General features: G+C 71.6%; 20 protein-coding genes. 14 read left to right on the forward strand and 6 right to left on the reverse strand.

Features of this window, described 5'->3' with window-relative positions:
• Positions 1-115 precede the first annotated feature (115 nt).
• The 6 genes from gatC to AB0O36_RS34755 all read left to right on the forward strand — a co-directional run bounded on the left by gatC (position 116) and on the right by AB0O36_RS34755 (position 5,733).
• Positions 116-412 (forward strand): Asp-tRNA(Asn)/Glu-tRNA(Gln) amidotransferase subunit GatC, encoded by a 297-nt coding sequence (gene gatC, locus AB0O36_RS34730; RefSeq protein ID WP_365117419.1) that lies wholly within the window; start codon positions 116-118, stop codon positions 410-412.
• A gap of 5 nt (positions 413-417) precedes the next feature.
• Positions 418-1,917, forward strand: coding sequence for an Asp-tRNA(Asn)/Glu-tRNA(Gln) amidotransferase subunit GatA (gene gatA / locus AB0O36_RS34735; RefSeq protein WP_365117422.1), 1,500 nt, complete (start codon positions 418-420; stop codon positions 1,915-1,917).
• A complete protein-coding gene (locus AB0O36_RS34740; RefSeq protein ID WP_365117425.1) occupies positions 1,914-2,153 on the forward strand; it encodes a hypothetical protein in 240 nt (79 codons plus the stop codon). The genes gatA and AB0O36_RS34740 overlap by 4 nt, the downstream gene beginning before the upstream one ends.
• A 16-nt stretch (positions 2,154-2,169) precedes the next feature.
• The gene (gatB, locus tag AB0O36_RS34745) at positions 2,170-3,681 is read left to right on the forward strand and encodes an Asp-tRNA(Asn)/Glu-tRNA(Gln) amidotransferase subunit GatB (protein ID WP_365117426.1); all 1,512 of its coding nucleotides are present in this window, start codon (positions 2,170-2,172) and stop codon (positions 3,679-3,681) included.
• A gap of 292 nt (positions 3,682-3,973) precedes the next feature.
• Positions 3,974-5,077 (forward strand): saccharopine dehydrogenase, encoded by a 1,104-nt coding sequence (locus tag AB0O36_RS34750; RefSeq protein ID WP_365117429.1) that lies wholly within the window; start codon positions 3,974-3,976, stop codon positions 5,075-5,077.
• Positions 5,074-5,733 carry a TetR family transcriptional regulator gene (locus tag AB0O36_RS34755; RefSeq protein ID WP_365117431.1) on the forward strand — a complete coding sequence of 220 codons (660 nt, stop codon included), beginning with the start codon at positions 5,074-5,076 and terminating at the stop codon, positions 5,731-5,733. The genes AB0O36_RS34750 and AB0O36_RS34755 overlap by 4 nt, the downstream gene beginning before the upstream one ends.
• Before the next feature lie 18 nt (positions 5,734-5,751).
• Here AB0O36_RS34755 and AB0O36_RS34760 read toward each other — a convergent pair whose 3' ends face one another.
• From AB0O36_RS34760 to AB0O36_RS34770, 3 genes are all read right to left on the reverse strand, one after another.
• Positions 5,752-7,881, reverse strand: coding sequence for a protein kinase (locus tag AB0O36_RS34760; RefSeq protein WP_365117433.1), 2,130 nt, complete (start codon positions 7,879-7,881; stop codon positions 5,752-5,754).
• Between the two features lie 85 nt (positions 7,882-7,966).
• Positions 7,967-8,206, reverse strand: coding sequence for a DUF397 domain-containing protein (locus tag AB0O36_RS34765; RefSeq protein ID WP_365117435.1), 240 nt, complete (start codon positions 8,204-8,206; stop codon positions 7,967-7,969).
• Entirely contained in the window at positions 8,203-9,027 is an 825-nt protein-coding gene (locus AB0O36_RS34770) for a helix-turn-helix transcriptional regulator (RefSeq protein ID WP_365117438.1), read from the reverse strand. The genes AB0O36_RS34765 and AB0O36_RS34770 overlap by 4 nt, the downstream gene beginning before the upstream one ends.
• A 144-nt stretch (positions 9,028-9,171) precedes the next feature.
• Between AB0O36_RS34770 and AB0O36_RS34775 the strand changes: the two genes are divergently transcribed.
• Positions 9,172-9,981 carry an alpha/beta hydrolase gene (locus AB0O36_RS34775; protein WP_365117440.1) on the forward strand — a complete coding sequence of 270 codons (810 nt, stop codon included), beginning with the start codon at positions 9,172-9,174 and terminating at the stop codon, positions 9,979-9,981.
• On the opposite strand, the gene AB0O36_RS34780 is transcribed toward AB0O36_RS34775, so the two are convergent.
• Entirely contained in the window at positions 9,971-10,576 is a 606-nt protein-coding gene (locus tag AB0O36_RS34780; protein ID WP_365117443.1) for a GNAT family N-acetyltransferase, read from the reverse strand. The two genes, AB0O36_RS34775 and AB0O36_RS34780, sit on opposite strands and share 11 nt — an antisense overlap.
• Complete coding sequence (locus AB0O36_RS34785) at positions 10,573-12,690, reverse strand: penicillin acylase family protein (RefSeq protein ID WP_365117463.1); 2,118 nt, start codon at positions 12,688-12,690, stop codon at positions 10,573-10,575. Before AB0O36_RS34785 ends, AB0O36_RS34780 begins: the two co-directional genes overlap by 4 nt.
• A 105-nt stretch (positions 12,691-12,795) precedes the next feature.
• On the opposite strand from AB0O36_RS34785, the gene AB0O36_RS34790 reads away from it, so the two are divergent.
• Positions 12,796-13,542, forward strand: coding sequence for a siderophore-interacting protein (locus AB0O36_RS34790; RefSeq protein ID WP_365117446.1), 747 nt, complete (start codon positions 12,796-12,798; stop codon positions 13,540-13,542).
• A gap of 206 nt (positions 13,543-13,748) precedes the next feature.
• Positions 13,749-14,525 carry a hypothetical protein gene (locus AB0O36_RS34795; RefSeq protein ID WP_365117449.1) on the forward strand — a complete coding sequence of 259 codons (777 nt, stop codon included), beginning with the start codon at positions 13,749-13,751 and terminating at the stop codon, positions 14,523-14,525.
• Between the two features lie 20 nt (positions 14,526-14,545).
• On the opposite strand, the gene AB0O36_RS34800 is transcribed toward AB0O36_RS34795, so the two are convergent.
• Positions 14,546-15,046: a DinB family protein gene (locus AB0O36_RS34800; RefSeq protein ID WP_365117452.1), complete on the reverse strand. Its 501-nt coding sequence runs from the start codon at positions 15,044-15,046 to the stop codon at positions 14,546-14,548.
• A gap of 72 nt (positions 15,047-15,118) precedes the next feature.
• Between AB0O36_RS34800 and AB0O36_RS34805 the strand changes: the two genes are divergently transcribed.
• From AB0O36_RS34805 to AB0O36_RS34825, 5 genes are all read left to right on the forward strand, one after another.
• Complete coding sequence (locus tag AB0O36_RS34805) at positions 15,119-15,958, forward strand: DUF817 domain-containing protein (protein ID WP_365117455.1); 840 nt, start codon at positions 15,119-15,121, stop codon at positions 15,956-15,958.
• Positions 15,955-16,407 (forward strand): signal peptidase I, encoded by a 453-nt coding sequence (locus AB0O36_RS34810; RefSeq protein WP_365117456.1) that lies wholly within the window; start codon positions 15,955-15,957, stop codon positions 16,405-16,407. Before AB0O36_RS34805 ends, AB0O36_RS34810 begins: the two co-directional genes overlap by 4 nt.
• 236 nt (positions 16,408-16,643) lie before the next feature.
• Positions 16,644-18,893 (forward strand): MMPL family transporter, encoded by a 2,250-nt coding sequence (locus AB0O36_RS34815; protein WP_365117458.1) that lies wholly within the window; start codon positions 16,644-16,646, stop codon positions 18,891-18,893.
• Between the two features lie 26 nt (positions 18,894-18,919).
• Complete coding sequence (locus tag AB0O36_RS34820; RefSeq protein ID WP_365117460.1) at positions 18,920-19,465, forward strand: GNAT family protein; 546 nt, start codon at positions 18,920-18,922, stop codon at positions 19,463-19,465.
• A gap of 738 nt (positions 19,466-20,203) precedes the next feature.
• Positions 20,204-23,195: DUF6531 domain-containing protein (locus tag AB0O36_RS34825; protein WP_365117462.1), on the forward strand; the 2,992-nt coding region annotated here is incomplete at its 3' end.

Here is a 23,195-nt window from a genome sequence, read left to right on the forward strand (position 1 = left end):
GGCCCCGCCGGGCGGACGCCCCGGCGCCGCCGGGGGTTAACCGTTTCACGGGTCGGGGGCCGGGCCCCATAGGATTGGGGCCGAAACTACACACTCACCCCCAGAGGATCGCTGCATGCCTGGCATCACGCGCGAGGAGGTCGCCCACCTCGCTCGGCTGGCACGTCTGGAACTGGCCGAAGGCGAGCTCGACCACTTCGCCGGACAGCTCGACACCATCATCGGCGCGGTCGCCCGCGTCGCCGAGGTGGCCGACCAAGACGTTCCGCCGACCTCCCACCCGCTGCCGCTGACCAACGTCATGCGCACGGACGAGGTCCGACCGTCGCTCACCCCCGAGCAGGCGCTCTCCGGAGCCCCCGCGCAGGAGCAGCAGCGTTTCAAGGTGCCGCAGATCCTGGGGGAGGACTAATCACCATGAGCGACCACAGCATCATCAAGCTCACCGCCGCCGAGACCGCCGCGAAGATCGCTTCCGGCGAGCTCACGGCCGTCGAGGTCACCGAGGCCCACCTGGCCCGCATCGAGGCCGTCGACGAGAAGGTCAACGCCTTCCTCCACGTCGACCGCGAGGGCGCCCTCGCCCAGGCCCGCGCCGTCGACGCCAAGCGCGCCGCCGGCGAGGAGCTCGGCCCGCTGGCCGGCGTACCGCTCGCGCTCAAGGACATCTTCACCACGGTCGGCGTTCCGACCACCGTCGGTTCGAAGATGCTGGAGGGCTGGCTGCCGCCGTACGACGCCACCGTCACCAAGCGCCTCAAGGACGCCGACGTCGTCATCCTCGGCAAGACCAACATGGACGAGTTCGCCATGGGGTCCTCCACCGAGAACAGCGCCTACGGGCCCACCGGCAACCCGTGGGACCTGACCCGCATCCCCGGCGGCTCCGGCGGCGGTTCCGCGGCCGCGCTCGCCGCTTTCCAGGCCCCGCTGGCCATCGGCACGGACACCGGCGGTTCCATCCGCCAGCCCGCCGCCGTCACCGCCACCGTCGGCGTGAAGCCCACCTACGGCTCGGTCTCCCGCTACGGCATGGTGGCCTTCTCCTCCTCCCTCGACCAGGGCGGCCCCTGTGCCCGCACGGTCCTGGACGCGGCCCTGCTGCACGAGGTCATCGCCGGCCACGACCCGATGGACTCCACCTCCATCGACGCCCCGGTCCCGCCGGTCGTCGAGGCCGCCCGCAACGGCTCCGTCGCCGGCATGCGCGTCGGCGTGGTCAAGCAGTTCCGCGGCGAGGGCTACCAGGCCGGTGTCCTGCAGCGGTTCGACGAGTCCGTGGAGCTCCTCAAGGAGCTCGGCGCCGAGATCGTCGAGCTGGACTGCCCGTCCTTCGACCTGGCGCTCGCCGCGTACTACCTGATCGCCCCGTCCGAGTGCTCCTCCAACCTGGCGCGCTTCGACGGACTGCGCTACGGCCTGCGCACCGGCGACGACGGCACCCGCTCCGCCGAGGACGTCACCGCCCTGACCCGCGAGGCCGGCTTCGGCCCCGAGGTCAAGCGCCGCATCATCCTGGGCACGTACGCGCTGAGCTCCGGCTACTACGACGCGTACTACGGCTCCGCCCAGAAGGTCCGCACCCTCATCTCCCAGGACTTCGAGAAGTCCTTCGAGAAGGTCGACGTGATCGTCTCCCCGACGACCCCGACCACCGCCTTCCCGATCGGCGAGCGCGCCGACGACCCGATGGCGATGTACCTCGCGGACCTGTGCACCATCCCGACCAACCTGGCCGGCAACGCCGCCATGTCGCTGCCCTGCGGCCTGGCGCCGGAGGACGGTCTCCCGGTCGGACTGCAGATCATCGCCCCGGCGATGAAGGACGACCGGCTGTACAAGGTCGGTGCCGCCGTCGAGGCCGCCTTCACCGAGCGCTGGGGTCACCCGCTGCTGGAGGAGGCTCCGTCCCTGTGAGTGCACTGTCCAAGGCCAAGGGCTTCAAGAAGTCGAAGTCCGGCACCTACCTGTCCATCGGCACCACCGCGTTCGGCGCGTTCAGCGTGATCAAGCAGGCCCGCAAGGCCCGCACCGAGCACGACACGCTGCAGCTGATCGACGCCGTTGTGTCCGCCGCCGCCATCGTCACCGGCCTCGCGATCCTGTACCGCGAGCTGAAGCGCCTCGGCGACGACGACGTCCTGCTGGGCTGAGAGGGAAAGTTCCACCGTGACTGTCACTGAACTGCTGTCGTACGAGGCCGCGCTCGCGTCGTACGACCCCGTCATGGGCCTGGAGGTCCATGTCGAGCTCGGCACCAGGACCAAGATGTTCTGCGGCTGCTCGACCGAGCTCGGCGCCGAGCCCAACTCGCAGACCTGCCCGGTCTGCCTGGGCCTGCCCGGCGCCCTCCCGGTCGTCAACGCGATCGGCGTCGAGTCCGCCATCAAGATCGGCCTCGCGCTGAACTGCGAGATCGCCGAGTGGTGCCGCTTCGCCCGGAAGAACTACTTCTATCCGGACATGCCGAAGAACTTCCAGACCTCCCAGTACGACGAGCCGATCGCCTTCAACGGCTACCTGGACGTCCAGCTGGAGGACGGCGAGGTCTTCCGCGTGGAGATCGAGCGCGCCCACATGGAGGAGGACACCGGCAAGTCGACCCACGTCGGCGGCGCCACCGGCCGTATCCACGGCGCGTCCCACTCCCTGCTCGACTACAACCGGGCCGGCATCCCGCTCATCGAGATCGTCACCAAGCCCATCGAGGGCGCGGGCGAGCGGGCCCCCGAGGTCGCCAAGGCGTACGTCGCCGAGCTCCGCGAGGTCATCAAGGCCCTGGGCGTCTCCGAGGCGCGCATGGACAAGGGCCAGATGCGCTGCGACGTGAACCTGTCGCTGCGCCCGAACGGCACGGCGAAGTTCGGCACCCGCAGCGAGACCAAGAACGTCAACTCGCTCCGGTCGGTCGAGCGCGCGGCGCGCTTCGAGATCCAGCGCCACGCGGCGGTCCTCCAGTCCGGCGGCACCATCGTGCAGGAGACCCGTCACTTCCACGAGGACGACGGCTCCACCACCTCCGGCCGCATCAAGGACAACGCCGAGGACTACCGGTACTTCCCGGAGCCCGACCTGGTCCCCGTCGCCCCGGCCCGCGCCTGGGTCGAGGAGCTGCGCGCCGGCCTGCCCGAGATGCCCCGGGTGCGCCGCAACCGGCTCCGCGAGGAGTGGGGCGTCAGCGAGTTCGACATGCAGTCGATGCTCAACGCCGGCGCCGTGGACTCCATCGTCGCCACCATCGAGGCGGGCGCCGACTCGGTCGCCGCGCGCAAGTGGTGGATGGGCGAGCTGGCCCGCAACGCCAACGAGCAGGGCGTCGGCGTCGACGAGCTCCCGATCACCCCGGCCGGCGTGGCCCGGGTGGCGGCGCTGGTCGCCGACGGCTCGCTCAACGACAAGCTGGCCCGCCAGGTCCTGGAGGGCGTCCTCGCGGGCGAGGGCACCCCGGACGAGGTCGTCGAGAAGCGCGGCCTGAAGGTCGTCTCGGACGAGGGCGCGCTGGGCACAGCCGTGGACGAGGCCATCGCCGGCAACGCGGCCATCGCGGACAAGATCCGCGGCGGCAAGGTCGCGGCGGTCGGCGCACTGGTCGGCGCGGTCATGAAGGCCACCCGCGGCCAGGCCGACGCCGCCCGCGTGAAGGAGCTCATCCTGGAGCGCCTGGGCGTCACCGAGGGCTGATCCCCCTCCCGGCACCGCCGATCCGGCGCGGCAGGTCGTCCCCACGACCTGCCGCGCCGGCTCTTTTGCACCGCCGCCGTGTGGGCAGGCGTGCCGCAGGGCGGCACGGGTGGGCACACGGCGCGACGGCGTGCGCCGCTCGCGCAGCGCGTGCCAAGTACGCCCAGCGCGGCAAGACCGTCGAGATCACCGGCCTCAACGCCCCCAGCTCCCGTCTGCACGACAAGCTCAGCGGAGAACTCGCCGCCGGATCATGACACCATTTTTAGGTCAGGTGACCTATAGTCGCGCCATGACCGATCACGTGATCACCGACCGGCTGCGGCACGACCCCGACGGCCCCGTTCTCATCACCGGCGGCTACGGCACCGTCGGCGCCGAGACCGCCCGGCTCGTCGCCGCCTCCGGGGCCCCGGTCCTGCTCACCGGCCGGACCCCGGAGCGCGGCAGGGCGCTCGCCGACGAACTCGGGGGCGAGGTGCGCGCCTGGGACCTCGCCGATCCCACCCCCTTCGCCGCGCCGGTCCGCGCCGTCATCGGCTCGGTCAACGACCCCGACGACCGGGTGCTCCGCGCCGCCGTCACCGCAGGTGTCCCGTACGTGGACATCACCCGGTGGACCGCCCGCCTGCAGCGCGCAGTCACCGTGACCGCGCTGCTCCGCCCCACCGCCCCGGTGCTGCTCTCCTCCGCCTGGATGGGCGGTGTCAGCAGCCTCGCCGCGGCCGCGCTGGCCGCCGAACTCGGCGGCGCCGACCGGGTCGAGACCTCCGTGCGCTGGGACATGGCCGACCGGGCCGGCGCGGACTCCGTGGAGTTCATGGACCGCCTCGGCGTGCGCTTCGAGGTGGTCGAGGGCGGTCGCCGCCGGCTCGCCGCCCCGCTCAGTGACGCCCGTACGGTCCGCATCGGCGACGACGCGGTCCGGGTGGCCCGGATCGACACCCCCGAGCAGTTCACCCTGCCGCTCACCCTCGGCGCCGTCACCGCCGCCACCCGGATCGGCTTCAGCTCGGCCGGGGCCACCCGGGCCCTGCTGGCCCTGGGCGGCACCGGCTTCTTCCGCTGGGCCGGCGGCGAACGCTGGACCGGCGTGCGCCGCGCCCTGCTGCACGCCCCCGGCGAGGGCGGCACCGCCGGCTTCCGGGTGGACGTCACCCACCGCGGCACCACCCGTACGGTCACCGTCACCGATCCGCGCGGCCAGAGCCGGCTCACCGCGCTCGGCGCCTTCCTCGGGCTGCGCCGGGTGCTCGGCCTCGACGGCTCGCCCGCCCCCGACGGCGGACTGGTCTTCCCCGAGCAGCACCCGGGCCCGGCCCGCGCGCTCAAGGCCCTGGCGGAACACGGGGTCCGCGTGGACATCGACCGGACCTCCGCCCCGGCCGCGGCATGACCGCCGACCGCCCGGACGCCGATCGCCCGGGCACCGGCCGCCCGAGTGCCGGCCGCCCGAGCGCCGCCACCCCCAAGGGCGAGCAGCGGCGCGCGGCCGTGCTGGACGCGGCCCGGCACGTCCTGGTCACCTCGGGTGGCGCGGAACTGACCATGCGGGCGGTGGCGCAGGCGGCCGGCGTCCGCCTCGGCAACCTCCAGTACTACTTCCCGTCCCGTACGGAGCTGCTGGCCGCGCTGCTCGACAGCGTCCTGGCCGGAGCCCTGGAACGGATCGCGGGCCTGGCCCCCGCCCCCGGTGGCGGGGGAGCGGACCCGGGGGCGGCCCTGGAGAGCGTCCTCGCCGACCACGAAGACCCGGACCTGGTCCGGCTGTTCACCGAGGTCTGGGCGATGGCGGCGCACGACGCCGACGCGGCGGCGGCCGTCACCGCCTTCTACGCCGCCTACGCCGACCGGGTCGCGACGTTCATCCGGGCGCACGCCCCGGACACCACCCCGGAGGAGGCGCGGACCCGCGCCGAGGTGTTCCTGATGCTGATGGAGGGCGCCGCCCTCTTCCGCTCGGGCATCGCCGGCCGCCCCGCCGCCCCCACCGAGGCCCGGCTCCGCCGGGTGCTGCTCGGACTGCTGGAGGGGCGGGGCGGGATGGGCTGACCCGTGGCCCGGCCGGCTCTACTTGCTCAGCACTGGATCCCCGAGGACGAGATTGCCCATCTTGCAGCCGCCGCCCGGGTCGGCGTACGAGATGCTCAGCCGCAGTCCGCTGTCGAGCTTGAGGTTCAGGCTCTCCGGGGCGCCGAGGTTGACCTCACCGGTGTACAGGGCCTTGCCGTCGACCGAGATGGTGACCCGGGCGGACTTGTTGGGCGAGGAGTCGTCGATCCCGGCGACCAGGGTGAGCGTGTTCCACTCCATGCTGAGGTTGTACTCGCTGGAGCCGTTGCATTCCTCGTCGCCGCCGTCCGGCACCAGTGCGGTCTCGTAGTACTTGGCCTTGATCGTGCCGTGGCCGACGCCCAGGTGCGCGTACTGCCCCTTGGCGACCGGGTTCAGGGTGGTCAGCGAGATCGAGTTCGGGCCGGGGCCCGGCGTGCGTCCGGGGCTCGGGGAGCCGGAGCCCGATCCGCTGGGCGCGGGCGAGCCGGAGGCGGGCCCTTCCGAGACCGTGTCGGAGGGCTCGGGGGTGGAGGACGGCGTCTTCGGGGCGTGGCTGGCCGTCGGGCCGACCGGCTTGTCCCCACTGCCCTGGTCGTCCTTGTCCTTGTTCCGGTCGGACAGGACCGCGGCAGCGGCCACCGCGCCCGCCGCGATCAGCAGGACCGTCAGGGCAGAGGCGAGGATCAGCTTGCCGCGCTTCTTCTTGGGCTTCGGCCCGCCCGACGGGACCTGGCCCAGTGCCACGGTCGGCGAGGCCGCGGAAGTCGGCGTCGCGGTGGGCCCCGACGGCCCGGCCGGCCCGGGGCCGTAGGTGGGCGGGTACGGCGAGGAGGCCGCGGGCCCGTACGGCGAGCCGCCCGGCGGCGGCCCGAACCCGGCGGGTGCGGCGGGCGTGGGAGCGGACGGACCCGGCCCGGAGTCCGGCGACGGTGCGGGGGCCGTGGGCGCGTGCGGCTCCGGGGCGGGGGGCCCGGACGGCTGCGGTGCGGAGGGCTGGGGCCCGGACGACTGGTGTACGGGTGCCGGAGCCGCCGGAGGAGGCGTCGGTGGTACGACCGGCGGGTTCACCGTCGGCGGGGCGACCGGAGCCGCGGCCGGTACGGACCCGGCCGCGGCCGCGGTCGGCGCGGACGCGGGCGGCTTCGGCGTCTCGGCGGGCAGCCCGGCCGGCATCGGCGGCACGCGCGGCGCGGAGGCGGGCGGCGGCGGTACGAAGCCGGGCGGCACCGCGTCCGAGACGGCGGGCCGGGACCTCGTACCGGATGTGGTCGTGGAGACCACCGCGTGCCGCAGGTCCTTCATCCAGGACGACAGGGTCGCCGGGCGTGCCTCCGGGTCGGAGGCGCAGATCTCCACGATCCGCTTCCGCCGCTCCTCGTCGAGGATCGCGATCTGCGGGAGCGCGGTGAACGCGGCCGCCAGCTGGCCCGGCGCGGGCGGCGGGGACTCCCCGCTCAGCAGGAAGTGGGCGATGGCGCCGAACGCGTACCGGTCCGTGCCGGGCGTCCGCTTCCCCTCGAACACCTCGGGCGCCGCGTACCCCGGCGTGAACCACACCTCCGCCGTCTGGTGGTCGGCGGTCAGCTTGGACAGCCCGAAGTCCACCAGGGTGGCCTGGCCGTGCGCGTCGACCATCACGTTGCCGGGCGACAGGTCGCCGTGGATGACCGTCCGTCCGGAGGGGGTGGCCCGGCCCGAGTGCAGCCAGTCCAGGACGTCCGCGAGCTGCTCCAGCGTCCGCATGACCTCGCGCCGCTCGGCCGGCGTGGCGAGGGTCCGTTCGGCCCGCCAGTCGCGCAGGTCCAGGCCGTCCACGTGGTTCATGACGAGCACCAGGGCCCGCCCGCTGAGGGTGTCCCCCTCGCCCTTGCGGTGGATCGGCGGCCCCTCGAAGTGCTCGCGTACGCCGACCACCCCGGGCCGGTGCACGAACCGCAGCAGTTCGGCCTGCTCGTTCCACTTCCGGCTGACCCGGCCGAAGACGTCCGGCGTGATGGTCGTCTTCGAATCGAGCACCTTCACGACGACGGGCTCGACCCCGCCGGCCAGCTCGATCTCCGCGAGGTAGAGCACGGCCTCGCCGCCGCGCCCGATGGACCGGAGTAACCGGTAGCGGTCCGGTGCGGAGTCCGGTCCGATGTGCAAGTCCTGGCCGGCCAATGTCCCCCCAGCGCCAATGATTTGATAGGCAATCAGCTTGGCGGGTGGGGCCTGGCGAGGTCAATCCGCGTCAGGTGTTCGCGTGGACGAAGGCCGTCCAGCATGCGGGCGAGACCGAGAGGGCGGGCCCGACCTCGCCGGCCTTGGAGTCCCTGACGTGCACGGCGGCGGGGTGCGCGGCGACCTCGACGCAGTCCCCGCCTTCGTCGCTGCTGTAGCTCGACTTCCACCAGCCGTAGGCGACTTCGATGCACGCGCCGCCCTCGCTGCCGCTGTAGCTCGACTTGAACCAGGCCAGTGCGTGGGTCATGACTCTCCTAGCAGGTCGTCCAGCAAGCCCTTGCTGTCCTCGACGGTAAGGGCCTGAGAGCGCAGCATCCCATATTTGAGGTGCAGCACATGGATCTCGCTGGGATCGTCTTGGAGGAAGCTGGACCGCTGTCCTTCCAGGTAGGCGAGCGGTTCATGGTCGGGAGTCTGGAGGAGGATCATCGGGCCGTCCAGAGCGACGTGTGACTCGACAGCTGTTGGCATGATCTGGATTCCCAGATGGGGGAGTTCGGAGATCTCGCGTAGGTATTCGAGCTGTCCGCGGAGTACCGCGCGGCCTCCGATCGGACGATGCAGAACCACCTCCTCTATGATCGCGTGCACGATGGGAGCGGCCGGCTTGCGCTGAAGGACGGCCTGGCGGTCCAGTCGGGCGCTGATCCGCTGCGAGGTCTCTTCGACTGTCAGTGGCGGGTATACACAGCTGAATACCGCTGCCGCGTATTCCTGGGTCTGCAGAAGACCGGGAACCACGTGGTTCTCGTACCAGAGCAGACTCACAGCCTCCCGCTCATGCTCGATGAACTCCCGCGCGAAAGCCGGATACCGCTCCCGGACCGGCACCTTCGCGAGTGAGGCCGCGAGCAGTCCGCCGGTCTCCAGCAGCTCGTCCAGCTGTACGGCGAGCTTCGGCTGGAGCAGTCGGCGTCCCTGCTCGATCGAGGCGACCGTCTCCGTGTCGACATGGAGCAGCTCGGCCAGCCGGCCCTGTGTGTAGCCCGCGCGCCTTCGGAGTTGGCCGTGGAGCGCGCCGATGACCATCCACGAGGCGTTGCGCTGGGCCCTGTTCGTCTGACGCATGCGTGACCCATGCCCCCGCCGCCACATGCTGACGCTCCGCCGACCTGTACATCACCCGTACAGGAATCTTTCTGTAGCGAGCACTAGTTAAATCCTGTACGGTTCTTTCTGTAGCGATCGCTAGGAAAAAGAACGGGGACACCCATGAGCACCACCGGCGCCACCATCACCGCCACCTACGCCCGCACCGTCCGCAAGGAGAGCGGCGGTCCCGGACTGCTCCTCGCCCACGGCGGCGGAGGATCCGTCGAGTCCAACTTCGGGACGATCCTGGACGGCCTCGCCGCCACGCACACCGTCGTCGGCGCCGACTACCCCGGCACCGGCGGCACCCCCAGGTCCGACCGGCCCCTCGTCCTGGACGAGCTCGCCGACGAACTCGTCGCCGCCGCGGACGCCGAGGGACTCGACACCTTCGCCGTACTCGGCTACTCCCTCGGCGGGAACGTCGCCGTACGCATCGCCGCCCGGTACCCGGAGCGGGTCACCGCGCTCGTGCTCACCGGCACCTTTCCGTACGCCGACAACCGGCTCAACCTCGCCGTGGGGCTCTGGTCGGAGCTCGCCGCCCGGGGCGAGAACGAGCTCCTCTCCCGCTTCCTCCTGCCGCTCGCACTCAGCGCGGCGCAGCTGGACGCGCTGACCCCCGAGCAGCTGGAGGCCGCCGTGCACGCCAACGCGGCCTCCTTCCCGCCCGGCGGCGGGGACCATGCCGCCCTCGTCGGCGGGGCCGACCTGCGCCCGGACCTCGGGCGGATCGGCGTACCGGCCCTCGTCATCGCGACGACCGAGGACCGGCTCGTACCGGCCGCCCTCCAGCGCGAGCTGGCCGAGTCCATCCCGGGCGCCCGGTACGCCGAACTTCCCACCGGGCACCTCCCGTTCGCCGAGCGCCCGGCGGAATGGCTGGCTCTGATCAGCGGCTTCCTCGCCGCCGGGGCGGCTACGCGCTGAGCTCGGCGGGCCGGTCCAGGAAGGCCAGTACGGCGCGCTTCTCCGGGAGGTACACCTCGGGGAGGTCGATCTCCGGGAGGGTGATCCCGCCCTGCGGGACGAAGCCGATCCGGCCGAGCAGGGCCAGTGCCTTGGCGTTGGCGGCGTCGGGCTCGGCCACCGCGCGCCGGATCGCCGGGTCGCGGAAGGTGAAGCGGACCAGTGCCCCGACCAGGGTGCGGCTGAAGCCGGGGCGCGGCCGGCCCTCGAAGGGGGCGAGCATCAGGTGGATGCCGATGTCGCCCTCCCGGACCTCGTAGCACTCGCTGACCCGGTCCTCCTCCGGCTGGTAGGTCTGGAAGAGGGCGACCGGCGCGCCGTCCAGCCGGACCATGAAGGCGTGGTGGGTGGTGCGGCGGTCGACGTCCTCGTAGATCTCCTGGACCAGTTCGCGGCTCACGCCGTTCATGCCCCAGAACCTGGCCCGCTCCTCGCTCACCCAGGAGTGCAGGACCTCCGAGTCGGCAGCAGGGTCGACGGGGGTGAAGCGGAGGGTGCCGAAGTCCTCGATGGTCTCGACGTGGACGTCCGTGCGGGGGGAAGCGGTGGTTCTCATGCGTATTCCTTGGTGAGCTGGTTCCAGTCGGTGACGACCGGTACGAGTGCGCCCTGTGCCCAGAGCGGGAGCTGGTCGCGGTGGTGGGGGGTGCCCGGTACGCCGTCGGCGCCCAGCGGGACCACCCACAGGCTGTCCTCGCGCCGCGCCAGGTCCCATACGTAACGGGCGGCCGAGGCGCGGGCGGTGAGGTCGGTGACGCCCGGCACGGACGAGGTGGCGTTGACGCAGTCGTGGTCGCCGCCGAGGCCGGGCCAGGTGGCCTCCGGGTCGGGGACCGCCTGCCAGGGGGCCAGCCGGTGCACCTCCGACCAGGGGGTGTCCGGAGTGCCGGCCGTCGCCTTCGCCGTCTCCTCCAGGGCCGCCCGTACGTGCGCCGGACGGTCGAGCTCCGGCAGGAGGTGCGTGGTGAGCAGGCCCTCCAGGGCGTAGCCGGTCTTGGGGACGAGGAACTGCCAGGCGTGCAGGACGGAGGGGCCGGTCGGCGGGCCCGCCAGGCCGGCGAACACCGGGTCGGCGGCGATGCGGCGGGTCACGGCCGTGCGGAAGGCGGCGAAGAGGGTGGCCTCCGTGCAGTCGGCGGCCATGTGCCGGTCCCAGCCGAGCAGCCGGTCGCGCAGGGCCGCGGCCTCGGGGGAGAGGCCGTCGAGGTCCGGGAGCAGGGCCAGCAGCGGTGCGGCGGAGGCCAGGTGGGTGTCGCGGTGGACGCCGGCCATGTCCGGGGCCGTCCAGTCGGCGGAGCCGCTGAGCAGCTCGCGGATCCGGTTCGCCCGGTGCGGGGGAGCGAACTCCACGCCGAACGGCGAGGCGATCCCGCGGGCGTTGGCCATCACCGCGAAGCCCTGCACGGGCTCCTCGGTGGTCTCCGCCCAGCCCTGCCAGGCGTACCGCGGGTCCCAGCCGGGCACCGGGCGGAGGCGGCCCGCGGGGTCGCGCAGCGGGACGGCGCCCGCGACGCGGTGCAGCAGCCCGCCCTCGGTGTCGGCGGCGTGCACCACGTTCACCGGCTCGGCCCAGCCGTCCAGGGCGCGGTCGATGTCGCCGACCGTACGGGCGCGCAGGAGGGCGGGCAGGACGGCGAAGCCCAGGTCGGCGCGGACCCGCGGCGGGTAGCGCAGGCTCAGGTCGGCCGTGGCGCCGTCCTCGCCGGCGCGGACCACGACCGGGCCGCGCGCCGTCTCCAGCACCTCGACCGTGACGTCCTCGGCGCCCCTGACGGCGATGGTCTCGGTGTGGCGGGCGACCGGTTCCGGGGTGCCGTCGGCGCCGCGCGCCGTGACGGTGCAGCCGGGTCCGTCCTCGCCCGCGCGGTGCAGCTCCTCGGTGTAGAGGTCGTGGTAGTCCGCCATGGCGTTGGTGATGGCCCAGGCGGCGGAGCCGGTGTGGCCGAAGTGGGCGAGGCCCGGGACGCCGGGCACGGCGATGCCGACGACGTCGTACTCCGGGCAGGACAGGCGGATCTGCTGGTAGATGCCCGGGTCCTCGATGAAGCGGTGCGGATCGCCCGCGATGATCGCCGCGCCGGTGGCGGTGCGGTCGCCGGGCACCAGCCAGCCGTTGCTGCCCGAGGTGCCGGGGCCGTCGGTCGCGAACAGGTCCACCGCCTCCTCGCCGAGCACCCGGGCGACCCGCTCGCGCCACAGCTTGGTGGGGAAACCGGCGAACAGGATGTGTGCCGACAGCCAGATGCCGAGCGGCACCCAGGGCTCCCAGGGAGTGGGGACCAGGCCGGTGTCCGCGAACCGGGGGTCGCGGGCGGCGCCGAGCGGCAGGCCCTCGTTCACGCCGTCGACGTACGCGCGGACCCAGGCGGCGGTGTCCGCGTCCAGGGCCTCGAAGCAGCGGCGGGCGGTGTCGTCGAGGCGGACCCGGCGGGCGAAGACGTCCCAGTCCACGGCCTCCGGGCCGAGGAAGGCGGCGGTGGAACCCTGCGAACGGTGCCGCTCGACCTCCAGCTGCCAGGCCCGGTCCAGGGCGGTGGTCCGGCCCTGGGCGTGGAGGAGGCTGGGTTCGTCCGAGGCGCGCAGGTGGGGGATGCCGTGGGCGTCCCGGAACACCTCGAAGTCCCTGTCCGTGCCCCGGTCCGTGCCCCGGTCCGTGCCCCGGTCCGTCACGTTGTTCTCCTTGCTCACACCGCTCACTGCTCCCCGAGTGCATTAGGTTAGGCTGGCCTAACTATATGGCCCCGCGAGGTGGGGTCCGACGAAGGGGAGACGGGCATGGGCGTCGGCAAGGGGTGGGAGGGAGTCGTCCTCAAGCTCCTCAGGGGCAAGGACTTCACCTTCACGGTGACCGGGGCGGAGGACGTCACGGCGGACTTCCGCCGGGTGCACTTCACCGACGGCGGCCTGCTGGCGGCGGCGGGGGACTCGCTCCACCCGACCATGTGGGTGCGGCTGTGGTTCGAGGACGGGGGCAAGCCGCACCAGCGCGCGTACACCCTGGTCGACCCGGACCGGGAAGCCGGCGCCTTCTCCCTGGAGTTCGCCCTGCACGACGGGGTGGCGAGCCGCTGGGCGCGCGCCGCGCAGGCCGGCGCCACGATCGAGGCCACCGTGCAGGGCACCGGCTTCAGCGCGCCCTCGCCGGCGCCGCAGCGGCTGCTGCTGATCGGCGACCCCGCCTCGCTGCCGGCCATCAACTCCCTGCTGGACGCCTTCCCGGAGACCCCGGCGACCATCTGGTTCGAGACCCAGCACGCCTCGGACGCGGACCTGCCGGTCCGGCTGGACCCGGCCCGGCACGAGATCCGGCGCATCGCCCGGGAGGGCGGCGGTACGGCCCTGGTCGAGCGGGTCCGGGCCGAACTGCCGGAGCTGGCCCGGGACCCGGCCTCGGCGTACGTCTGGCTGGCCTGCGACACCACCACCACCCGCACCCTGACGGCCTGGCTCCGCAAGGACCTGGCCCTGCCCAAGCAGCGGGTGAACAGCCTCGGCTACTGGCGCGACGGGACGGCCGCCTGACGGGGCGCCCGCCTGACGGGACGGCCGCCTGACGGGGTGGCCGCCTGAGCCGGTCCGCCCGGGTGAAGTGGCCCGCCCTCCTGCACGGGCGCCCGGCCCGGGTCCTGGCCACGCCGACCCGGTGCGGGTGCCGGACAGCTCCTCGCGTAGCTTTCCGGTGACGCGACGGCAGACGGCGCCGGAGTGCCAACAGGGGGGCGGACGCGATGGGTTCCGGGCAGATACTGGTCGGCGGCGACGGTTCCGAGACCGTGCTCGAAGGCGGCGGTCTGCGGCTCGTCGACCGCAGCGCCCGCACCGAGATCCCGCTCGCGGTGGTCCAGGAGGTCCGGACCGGCGGTGGCCGCCATGTCGAGATCGTGCTCACCGACGGTGCCGTGCACCGTGCGGACGGCGGGAACCCCACGGCCGCCGAAGCCTTCGTGGACGCCCTGACCGCCGCCCTCCCGGAGCGGCGCGACCCCGCGGGAAGCGCCCGGGTCACGGTCACCCCGTCGACGCCACCGGCGGAGCCGAAGGAGACGAGGAGGCCGTTCGACGGCGTGCGCGCGGCCCTGCTCGCCATCCTCATCGCCTACGTCGGCAACGTGATCGGGGTCGGCGTCACAGTCGAGGCCGCGGCGATCATCTCCCCGCTCGCTGCGCTGATCCCGCTCGTCCTCGGAGCGAGCTTGCAGCTGGGCGCGGTGCTTCGGACAAGCCTGTATCTCAACCTGAAGCAGCGCGGAATCACCGTGTCGGCCCGCTACAAGTCCAGAGGCTGGTACACGTACACCAGCGCCGACGGCGTCGAGCACCTGGCCCGGGGCAGCGACCTGGGCCCGGTCACCCGCGTCATCTACGATCCCAAGATCCCTGCGGACCACTCCTTCGAACTGTCGGCCAAGAGCACCGCGTTCAAAGCCGGCTGCCTCACCCTCTTCGGGCTGCCCCTGCTCCTCGGCGGCATCGCCCTCGCCGTGCTCCCCTACTTCCTCGACTGACGGCGCTGTGCGGTGTGCGGTCAGGCGCCGACCGTGCCGTCCACCGCCTCGCGCAGGAAGTCCGCGTGCCCGTTGTGGCGGGCGTACTCCGTGATCATGTGCTGCATGATCAGGCGCAGGCTGGCGTCCGCCTCCCAGCGCGGCACGTGCACCGTGAGGTCGAGGGACTCCGCGGCCGCCTCCACCCGGCGGGCCTCGGCGACCTCGGCCTCCCAGGCCGCGAACGCCTCGGCGCGGGTCGAGCCCGAGGCGTCGTAGGCGGCCTGGAAGTCGGTCCCGTCGGACCACACGAACGGCACGTCCTCGCCGCCGACCGTGCGGCGGAACCAGTGCCGTTCCACCTCGGCCATGTGCCGCACCAGGCCGAGCAGGGAGAGGGTGGAGGGCGGGCTCGCCGGCCGCCGCAGCTCCTCGTCGGTCAGGCCCTCGCACTTCATGGCCAGCGTGGCCCGGTGGAAGTCCAGGAAGCCCCGCAGGGTCTCCCGCTCGTCGCCGGTCATCGGCGGTCCCATTCGCTCCATGGCGCGATCATGACATGTGAGGGCGGGCTGCGATGCGCAACCGCGGGGACCCCCGATGGCGTCTGCCCCGGCATGGGAACTTTGAACGTGCTCAAAAATTGCGTCGGGCATGGCGCCGGGCATGCCGTCGGGCACGCCGCCCGACAGCTCCTGCGCTTCGGGCTGCTCCAGGTCCGGTGCTGCGCGTTCGCCGTCGCCCTGGTGGCGGGCATCGGCGCCTCCGCACTGCTCCCCGAGCTCCCGGTGGCCCGCTACGACCTCGTCCTGCTCTACGGGATCGGGCTCACGGCCTTCGCCCGCAAGGCGGGCTGGGACAGCGCCCGGGACACCGCCGTCATCGCCGTCTGCCACCTCATCGGTCTGCTCTTCGAGCTGGTCAAGGTGCGGCTGGGCTCCTGGAGCTACCCGGAGGACGCCCTCACCAAGATCGCGGGTGTTCCGCTCTACGGAGGTTTCCTCTACGCCGCCGTCGGCAGCTACGTGTGCCGGGCCTGGCGGCTGCTGGACCTCTCGCTCACCCGCTACCGGCCACTGCCGATGGCCGTCCTGGCCGCCGCGGTCTACCTCAATTTCTTCACCCACCACTGGCTGCCCGACGCCCGCTGGGCGCTGGCGGCACTGCTGCTCGCCGCCCTGTGGGGGACCTGGGTCGGCTACACCGTCGGCGGCGTCCGCCACCGGATGCCGCTCGCCCTGGCCTTCGTACTGATCGGCTTCTTCCTCTGGGTCGCGGAGAACGCGGCGACCTACGCCGGCGCGTGGAGCTACCCCGACCAGCTCGACGGCTGGCAGCCCGTGCCCCTCGCCAAGTTCGGCGCCTGGGCCCTGCTGATCTCCGTCACCTTCGTGATCGCCGCCCGCGCGGCCCGGCCCGCCCGGGCGCCCCTGGGCGTCGCTAACCTCACCCCATGAACGACGGCGACACCGTGAAAGACGGCGACACCGCTTACGTCGGCGACACCATCTACGTCGGCCGCGCCGCCCCCGACGCGGCCCTCGACCACGGCTGGCTGCTCGGTCACTTCAAGGACCCCGGCGACCCGCGCCACAGCACCGACGTCGAGATCAAGTGGGGCGTGCACGCCAAGGGCGACGCACGCGCGCAGTGGGTCAGGGGCGAGCACCGGACCGCCCTCCAGGTGCTGATCAGCGGACGTTTCCGGCTGGAGTTCCCCGGGCGCACCGTCGTCCTCGCCGAGCAGGGCGACTACGTGGTCTGGGGCCGCGGGGTCGACCACTCCTGGTGCGCGGAGGAGGACACCGTCGTCCTCACCGTCCGATGGCCCTCCGTCCCGGGGTACCGGGTCCCCGCGGGGAACGCCGGCGGGCACGAGGCCACCGATTCCACCCGGACCCCGTGACCATCCACCCGGACCCCGTGACGATCCGCCCGGACCCGTGACGATCCGTCCGGCCCCCGTGACGATCCGCCCGAACCCTGTGACGATGCCCACGAAACGGACCAACGATCACGAATGACTGCGATCGTGTCGGTGGAGACCATCCGGGGCGACCCCCCGGAGGCACATGCGTTCATGCGTTCTGCGTCGGGCTGTCCCCCGGTGAAGATCCGAACCACCAGGGAGAGCACGTTCCGTTGGCAGCCTTGGCCCGTTGGTGCGTGCGGCACCGTCTCCTCGCCGTCCTGATCTGGCTCCTCGCGTTCGGCGGCACCGCCGCGGCCGCGACCGCCGCCGGAACGGCCTTCTCCAACGACTACCAGGTCCCCGGGACCGAGTCCGGCAAGGCCGGCGACCTGCTCCGGGCCGGCTTCCCCGGCCAGGGCGGCGACACCGACACCGTCGTCTGGCGCACCCCGCCCGGGCAGACCGCCCGCACCCCCGCCGTGGAACAGCGGATGGGCCGCGCCCTCGACACCATCGCCACGCTCCCCGGCGTGGGCGCCGTCACCAGCCCCTACCGGCCCGACGGCACCGGGCAGATCAGCCCCGACGGACGCACCGCCTACGCCGTGGTCACCTTCGACCACCAGGCCGACGCGGTCCCCAGGGCCCAGGCCCAGGCCGTCATCGACGTCGCCAGGAACCCGGTCACCGAGACGGACGGGCTCCGGGTGGAACTCGGCGGCCGCGCCGTCGGACTCACCGAGGCCCCCACCTCCCACATCGCCGAGGCCATCGGCGTGGCCGTCGCCGCCGTGGTCCTCTTCCTCGCCTTCGGCTCGCTCGCCGCCAGCCTGCTGCCCATCGCCACCGCCCTGGTGAGCGTCGGCACCGCCTACGCCGGCATCACCCTGCTCGGCCACGCCATGCCCGTCGCCGACTTCGCCCCCATGCTGGGCACCCTCATCGGCCTGGGCGTCGGCATCGACTACGCGCTGTTCCTCGTCACCCGGCACCGCACGGGCCTCAAACGCGGCCTCCCGGTCGCCGAAGCCGCCGTCAACGCGGTGGCCACCACCGGACGCGCCGTCGTCTTCGCCGGCGCCACCGTGTGCATCGCGCTGCTCGGCATGCTGGTGCTCCGGCTGAACTTCCTCAACGGCGTCGCCATCGCCGCCTCCCTGACCGTGGTCCTGACCGTCGCCGCCTCGGTCACCCTGCTGCCCGCCCTGCTCTCGTACATCGGCATGCGCGCCCTCTCCCGCCGGGAACGCCGCACACTCGCCGAGGAAGGCCCGCGGCCCGAGCTGCCGACCGGCTTCGCCGCCCGCTGGTCCGCCTTCGTGGAACGCCGGCCCAAGCTGCTCGGAGCGGTGGCCGCCGTGGTCATGGCGGTGCTCGCGCTGCCCACCCTCTCCCTCCACCTCGGCACCTCCGACCAGGGCAACAACCCGGCCGGCTCCACCACCCGGCAGGCGTACGACCTGCTCGCCGAGGGCTTCGGCCCGGGCATGAACGGCCCGCTCGCCGTGGTCGCCCACCGCGACGCCGCCGCGGGCAGCGGCTCCCCGGCCGCCCTCGACCCGGCCGCGCTCGACCGCCTCGCCGGAGCCCTGCGCGGCACCGACGGCGTCGCCGCCGTCACCCGGCCCCTGGTCAACCGGGCCGGGGACACCGCCGTACTGACCGTCGTACCGGATTCCTCCCCGCAGTCCCGGGACACCAGCGACCTGGTCGACCGGCTCCGCCAGGACGTCATCCCGCCCCTCGAAGGAAAGGACGGCGGCACCGAGCTGTACGTCGGCGGGGTCACCGCCGGCTACGACGACTTCGCCGAGGTCATCGTCGGCAAGCTGCCGCTCTTCGTCGGCGTGGTGATCACACTCGGCTGCGTCCTGCTGCTGCTCGCCTTCCGGTCCGTCGGGATACCGCTCAAGGCCGCCGCCATGAACGTCGCCGCCGTGGTCTCCTCCTTCGGCGTGGTCGTCGCCGTCTTCCAGTGGGGCTGGGGCAGCGAACCGATGGGCCTGGGCAGCGCCGGCCCCATCGAACCCTTCCTCCCCGTGATCATGGTGTCGGTGCTGTTCGGCCTCTCCATGGACTACCAGGTCTTCCTGGTCAGCCGGATGTACGAGGAATGGCTGGAGACCGGGGACAACCGGCGGGCCGTCCGGATCGGCCTCGCCGAGACCAGCCGGGTGATCAACTCCGCGGCCGTCATCATGATCTCCGTCTTCCTCGCCTTCGTGCTCAGCGGCGACCGCCTGATCGCCATGTTCGGCATCGCGCTGGCCGCCGCCGTCGCCCTGGACGCCTTCGTCCTGCGCACCCTGCTCGTCCCCGCCCTGATGCACCTCCTCGGCCGGGCCAACTGGTGGCTGCCCGCCTGGCTCGACCGGCTGCTGCCGAAGATCAGCATCGAACGGCCCGACGAGCCGCCGCATGCGACACTTCCCGCGCAGCGGCCGAACGCGGACGACCGTCCGGCGGCCGTTTCCCGTTGACCGGCGACCAGCCGTAAGGAGTCCGCGTGTTCTCGATAGACCTGGCCGACGACGCCCAGCTGTTCCCCCTGGAGGTGTGGCACGCCGAGGAGTTCCTCGCCCACATCGACCGCGGGCGCGAGTTCATCGGCCAGTACGTGCCCTTCCCGGACCGGGCCACCGACCTGGAGTCGGCCCGCACCCTGCTCGGCTCCAACGCCCACAAGGCCGCCGACGACGGCGTCCGCCTCTACGGCATCCGCCTGGAGGGCACCCTGGTCGGCGGCGTCCTCTTCCCCGCCTTCGACGAGAAGACGGGCAACTGCGAGGTCGGCTGCTGGCTGGAGCCCGCCGGGGTCGGCCGCGGCCTGGTCACCAAGGCCTGCCGCGTGCTGATCGACTGGGCGGTGAACGTACGCGGCATGCACCGGGTGGAATGGCACGTGGCCTCCGCCAACAAGAAGAGCATCGCCGTCGCCGAACGCCTGGGCTTCACCCGCGAGGGCGTCATGCGCGAGAACCACCTCCACCGCGGCGTCCGCCAGGACACCGAGGTCTGGTCCCTGCTCGCCCGCGAGTGGCACACCTCCTGACGTCTCCCCGGGCGTGACCTCCGTACCGGACCTCACGCCCGGGGTGCGGTGCCGACCCGATGGCCGGCGACGCAAACGGCCTGTTGACGCCTCGCCCAGCGGAGCTGAGCCCTTGGGTTCATCTCGCCCCTTGGGACGCAACAGTGATTTCGGACTTTCTCCCGACCGGAATCAGACGCGCCGCACCCCACAGGCACCACTGGTATCAGACACCTCTCTAGCCTGAAGCGCCCCTCAATCACGTTCCTGCCGCTTCTCTGGAGAGGTGTAATGACACCGCAACGGTTCCGCAGACAAACGAGATTGACGCTGGGCTTACTGACGGCGTGGACGCTGCTGCTGTCGGGCGCGACGCCGGCCCTATCCCTTCCGCAGGGGAAAAAGGCCACTTCCGCATCGGGCAAGGCGCGCGCGAAGGGTGCCCCCAAGCCCACACCGGCACAGAAGCCGATGTCACTCGCCGAGCGCCGGAAACAGGTGCGGGAGGACAAGTCGAATGCCGCCCGGCGTGACGTGGGCGGCGCTGCCGGGAAGAGCGAGCAGGGGCCGGCCGCCGGCCCGCAGGCGCCCAAGCCCCTGAAGCAGGCGCAGGCGAGCTCCGCCGTCGCCGCGGCGGCGACTCTTCCGATCGTGAAGGCAGAACCGGACGACTTCCGCGTTCTGGGGCCCGAAGGCTCCACGCGGGGGATTTCCCGGAGTGTGGTTGGGAACAGCCAATTCTTCACCGGGCAGGTGTTCATGGGGGAGACCGTCACCCTGTCCACCGGAATGCTGAATTCCGAATCGAAGACCGTCAACGGCAAGTACGTGGACGCGCCGCATCAGGTCAAGGTGACCTGGAAGGTCGTGTGCGGCACGAAGACCATCACGATCGACAAGGGCCAGATCGTTACGGCCCCGTCCAAAACGTACTACAACAGCAACAAGACCACCCCGGTGCCGTATGCCACTACACAAGTGACGATCACTCCGGAGGTGTGCCCCAATTCGAGGATAGGCGGCTTCCACGCCTATGACGCCAACCCCTTCACCGCCACGGCCATCGGCGAAGTGCTGGACGACTCCAACCCCGCAGCGGGTGACAGGACCGGATCAATAGGGACGTCCCACAGGCTCGCCGCGTCGATTCCCGCAGCCGAGACCGACGGTTGCCTGACGGACTGTTCCCTGACCGGCTTCGCGCAGCCTCAGACGGTGCGGAACGGCACGGTGAACACCGCGACGGGAGCGTTCTCGCTCGGTTCCGGTGACCTGTCCCAGGCCACGGCCGCCGGCGGTTGGACTGCCTTCCGCCACTACGCGTCCCACAGGGGATCGGGCGGGTCCTCTGCCGCCGGCTCGATGGGCTGGGGTTGGAGCCTCCCGTGGGAGAGCAAGCTCCAGCAGGACCCCGTGACGAAGAACATGACCTACACGTCACCTACCGGTTCCACCCACACGTGGAGGCACGACACAGGGTCGTACTTTGCGAGCACGAAGCGCATAGAGCTGCGGACCATACGCGACACCTCGAAGTACCCCTTCGTCCTGCTCGGTTACACCTTCACCACGCAGCACCCGAAGAAGAACGTGTACTTCGACGCGGCAGGCCGTCTTTCCCGCATTCAGGACGTGGCATCAGGCCAGGGAGAGTTGTACACCTACGGCAGTGACGGCCGTGTCTCGTCGATCGAAGGCTGGTATTCCGGCGGGTTTACCCCCGGGTTTCCCACCGGCGTCGTCACCGGCAGGATCGCCACGCTGAGGTACACCGGGGACCGGCTCACTCAGATCGAGCGCTATGACGGCAGCAAGGTGGACTACGCCTACACCGGTGGTCTCCTGACCTCGGTGACCAGTGGCGGCACCACCGTCTCCTACGGGTATGACGCTTCGTCGCGCCTGAACTCGGTGAAGGACGGCAGCGGTCAGGAGCAGATCCGCAACTCGTACGACGGTCAGGGCCGGGTCACTGCCCAGACCGGTCCCAACGACGCCGTCACGTCCTTCGCGTACAACGGTGCCGAGACGGACACCACCATGCCGGACGGAGGTGTGTGGACCGACGTCTACAACAACAACCACCTCATCTTCCAGTACGACCCCTTCGGCAACCGGATCGAATACACGTACAACACGAATTCCGATGTCATCCGCGTCACCGATGACGCAGGCAACTGGACGTCATTGAACTACGTGAATTACGCATCGGTGACTGATATCACCGATGCATCCGGAACCACGAAGTTCATATGGGGTGCCGGAGGCATCGCCAGCATCGAGTACCCCGGCGGCGCCAAGTCGACGACGTACGGTTACGACGCCCAATCCCGTCTGACATCGGCCAAGGACGCACTGGGCAACACCACGACCTACAGCTACACGTCGGCCGGCAAGTTGCAGTCCGAGACCACGCCGCTGGGCAAAACCACCTCGTACACCTATGACGATGCCGGTAACCGGGTCGCGGTCACCAATCCGCTGGGTGCCACGACCACCTTCACCTACAACGCCTCGGGCAAGCCCCTGACGGTCACCGACCCGCGCGGCATCCAGGACGGCATCGACCCCGCCGATTTCACGACGACCTACACCTACGACGGGAAAGACCGTCTGACGTCGGTCAGGGCCCCCAACGGCAAGACCCTCACCAACACCTACGACAGCGCCGGGAACCTCACGAAGTCCACGGACGCCGCCGGACGCGTGACGACGTACACCTACGACAATGCGAACCGTCTGACCTCCACGACCGCCCCCGGCGGCGCGAAGACCACCACCGGCTACGACAGCATGGGCCATGTCATCGCCCGTACGGATGCCACCGGCGCGAAGACCACGTACACGTACGACGTGGCCGGCCGGGTGGTCTCGATGACGACCCCGCGCGGTAACGCGGAGGGCGCGGATCCGGCCGAGTTCACCTGGACGTACGGCTACGACAAGGCCGGGAACCAGACCAGCGTCACCGACCCCGGAGGCCGGACGACGGCGACGGCCTACGACACGTCCTCACGCCCGGTCTCGGTCACCGATCCGCTCGGGAACGTCACCAAGACGACCTACGACAAGACCGGAAACGTCGTCGGGACCACCGACGAGCTGGGGAAGACCACCTCGTTCGTCTTCGATGCCGCGAACCGGCTGACCTCGGTCAAGGACCCCAACGGAAGCACCCTCTCCTACGGCTACGACGCGGACGGCAACCGGGTCTCCGAGACCTCGCCCCTGGGCTTCAAGACCACGTATGCCTATGACGGCGCCGGACGCCAGATCTCCCGTACCGAGCCCCGCGGCAATGTGGCCGGTGCGACCCCCGGCGACTTCACCTGGCGGACGGAGTACGACGAGGCGGGCAACGCCATCACCGAGATCGACCCGTCCGAGAAGTACGTCACCAAGTCGTATGACGCGCTCGACAACCTGATCGCGAGCACGGACCCGAACGGCAAGCAGGCCAGCTACGCCTACGACGACCTGAACCGTCTGATCCAGACGACCTCCCCCGACGGAGGCGTGACCAAGGCGGCCTTCGACGTCGCCGGGAACGTCATCTCGCGCACCGACGCCAACGACCGCGTCACGACGTACGAGTACGACAAGGCCGGACGCCGCACCAAGGTCACCGACCCGCTCGACCGCACCGTCCGGTACGAGTACGACCCCGACGGCAACCAGACCAAGATCGTCAACGCCCGGGGGCAGACCCTCACCAGCGCCCATGACGCACGTGGCCTGCTGACCTCGACCA

It is taken from the genome of Streptomyces sp. NPDC089799 (assembly GCF_040684755.1).
GTDB lineage: Bacteria > Actinomycetota > Actinomycetes > Streptomycetales > Streptomycetaceae > Streptomyces.

Coding starts and splice junctions, on each gene's coding strand:
- gatA (WP_365117422.1), top strand. CDS start 418: ATGAGCGACCACAGCATCATCAAGCTCACCGCCGCCGAGACCGCCGCG.
- AB0O36_RS34770 (WP_365117438.1), bottom strand. CDS start 9,027: ATGCGTCAGACGAACAGGGCCCAGCGCAACGCCTCGTGGATGGTCATC.
- AB0O36_RS34765 (WP_365117435.1), bottom strand. CDS start 8,206: ATGACCCACGCACTGGCCTGGTTCAAGTCGAGCTACAGCGGCAGCGAG.
- AB0O36_RS34750 (WP_365117429.1), top strand. CDS start 3,974: ATGACCGATCACGTGATCACCGACCGGCTGCGGCACGACCCCGACGGC.
- AB0O36_RS34805 (WP_365117455.1), top strand. CDS start 15,119: ATGGGAACTTTGAACGTGCTCAAAAATTGCGTCGGGCATGGCGCCGGG.
- AB0O36_RS34795 (WP_365117449.1), top strand. CDS start 13,749: ATGGGTTCCGGGCAGATACTGGTCGGCGGCGACGGTTCCGAGACCGTG.
- AB0O36_RS34790 (WP_365117446.1), top strand. CDS start 12,796: ATGGGCGTCGGCAAGGGGTGGGAGGGAGTCGTCCTCAAGCTCCTCAGG.
- AB0O36_RS34800 (WP_365117452.1), bottom strand. CDS start 15,046: ATGGAGCGAATGGGACCGCCGATGACCGGCGACGAGCGGGAGACCCTG.
- AB0O36_RS34775 (WP_365117440.1), top strand. CDS start 9,172: ATGAGCACCACCGGCGCCACCATCACCGCCACCTACGCCCGCACCGTC.
- AB0O36_RS34810 (WP_365117456.1), top strand. CDS start 15,955: ATGAACGACGGCGACACCGTGAAAGACGGCGACACCGCTTACGTCGGC.
- gatC (WP_365117419.1), top strand. CDS start 116: ATGCCTGGCATCACGCGCGAGGAGGTCGCCCACCTCGCTCGGCTGGCA.
- AB0O36_RS34755 (WP_365117431.1), top strand. CDS start 5,074: ATGACCGCCGACCGCCCGGACGCCGATCGCCCGGGCACCGGCCGCCCG.
- AB0O36_RS34780 (WP_365117443.1), bottom strand. CDS start 10,576: ATGAGAACCACCGCTTCCCCCCGCACGGACGTCCACGTCGAGACCATC.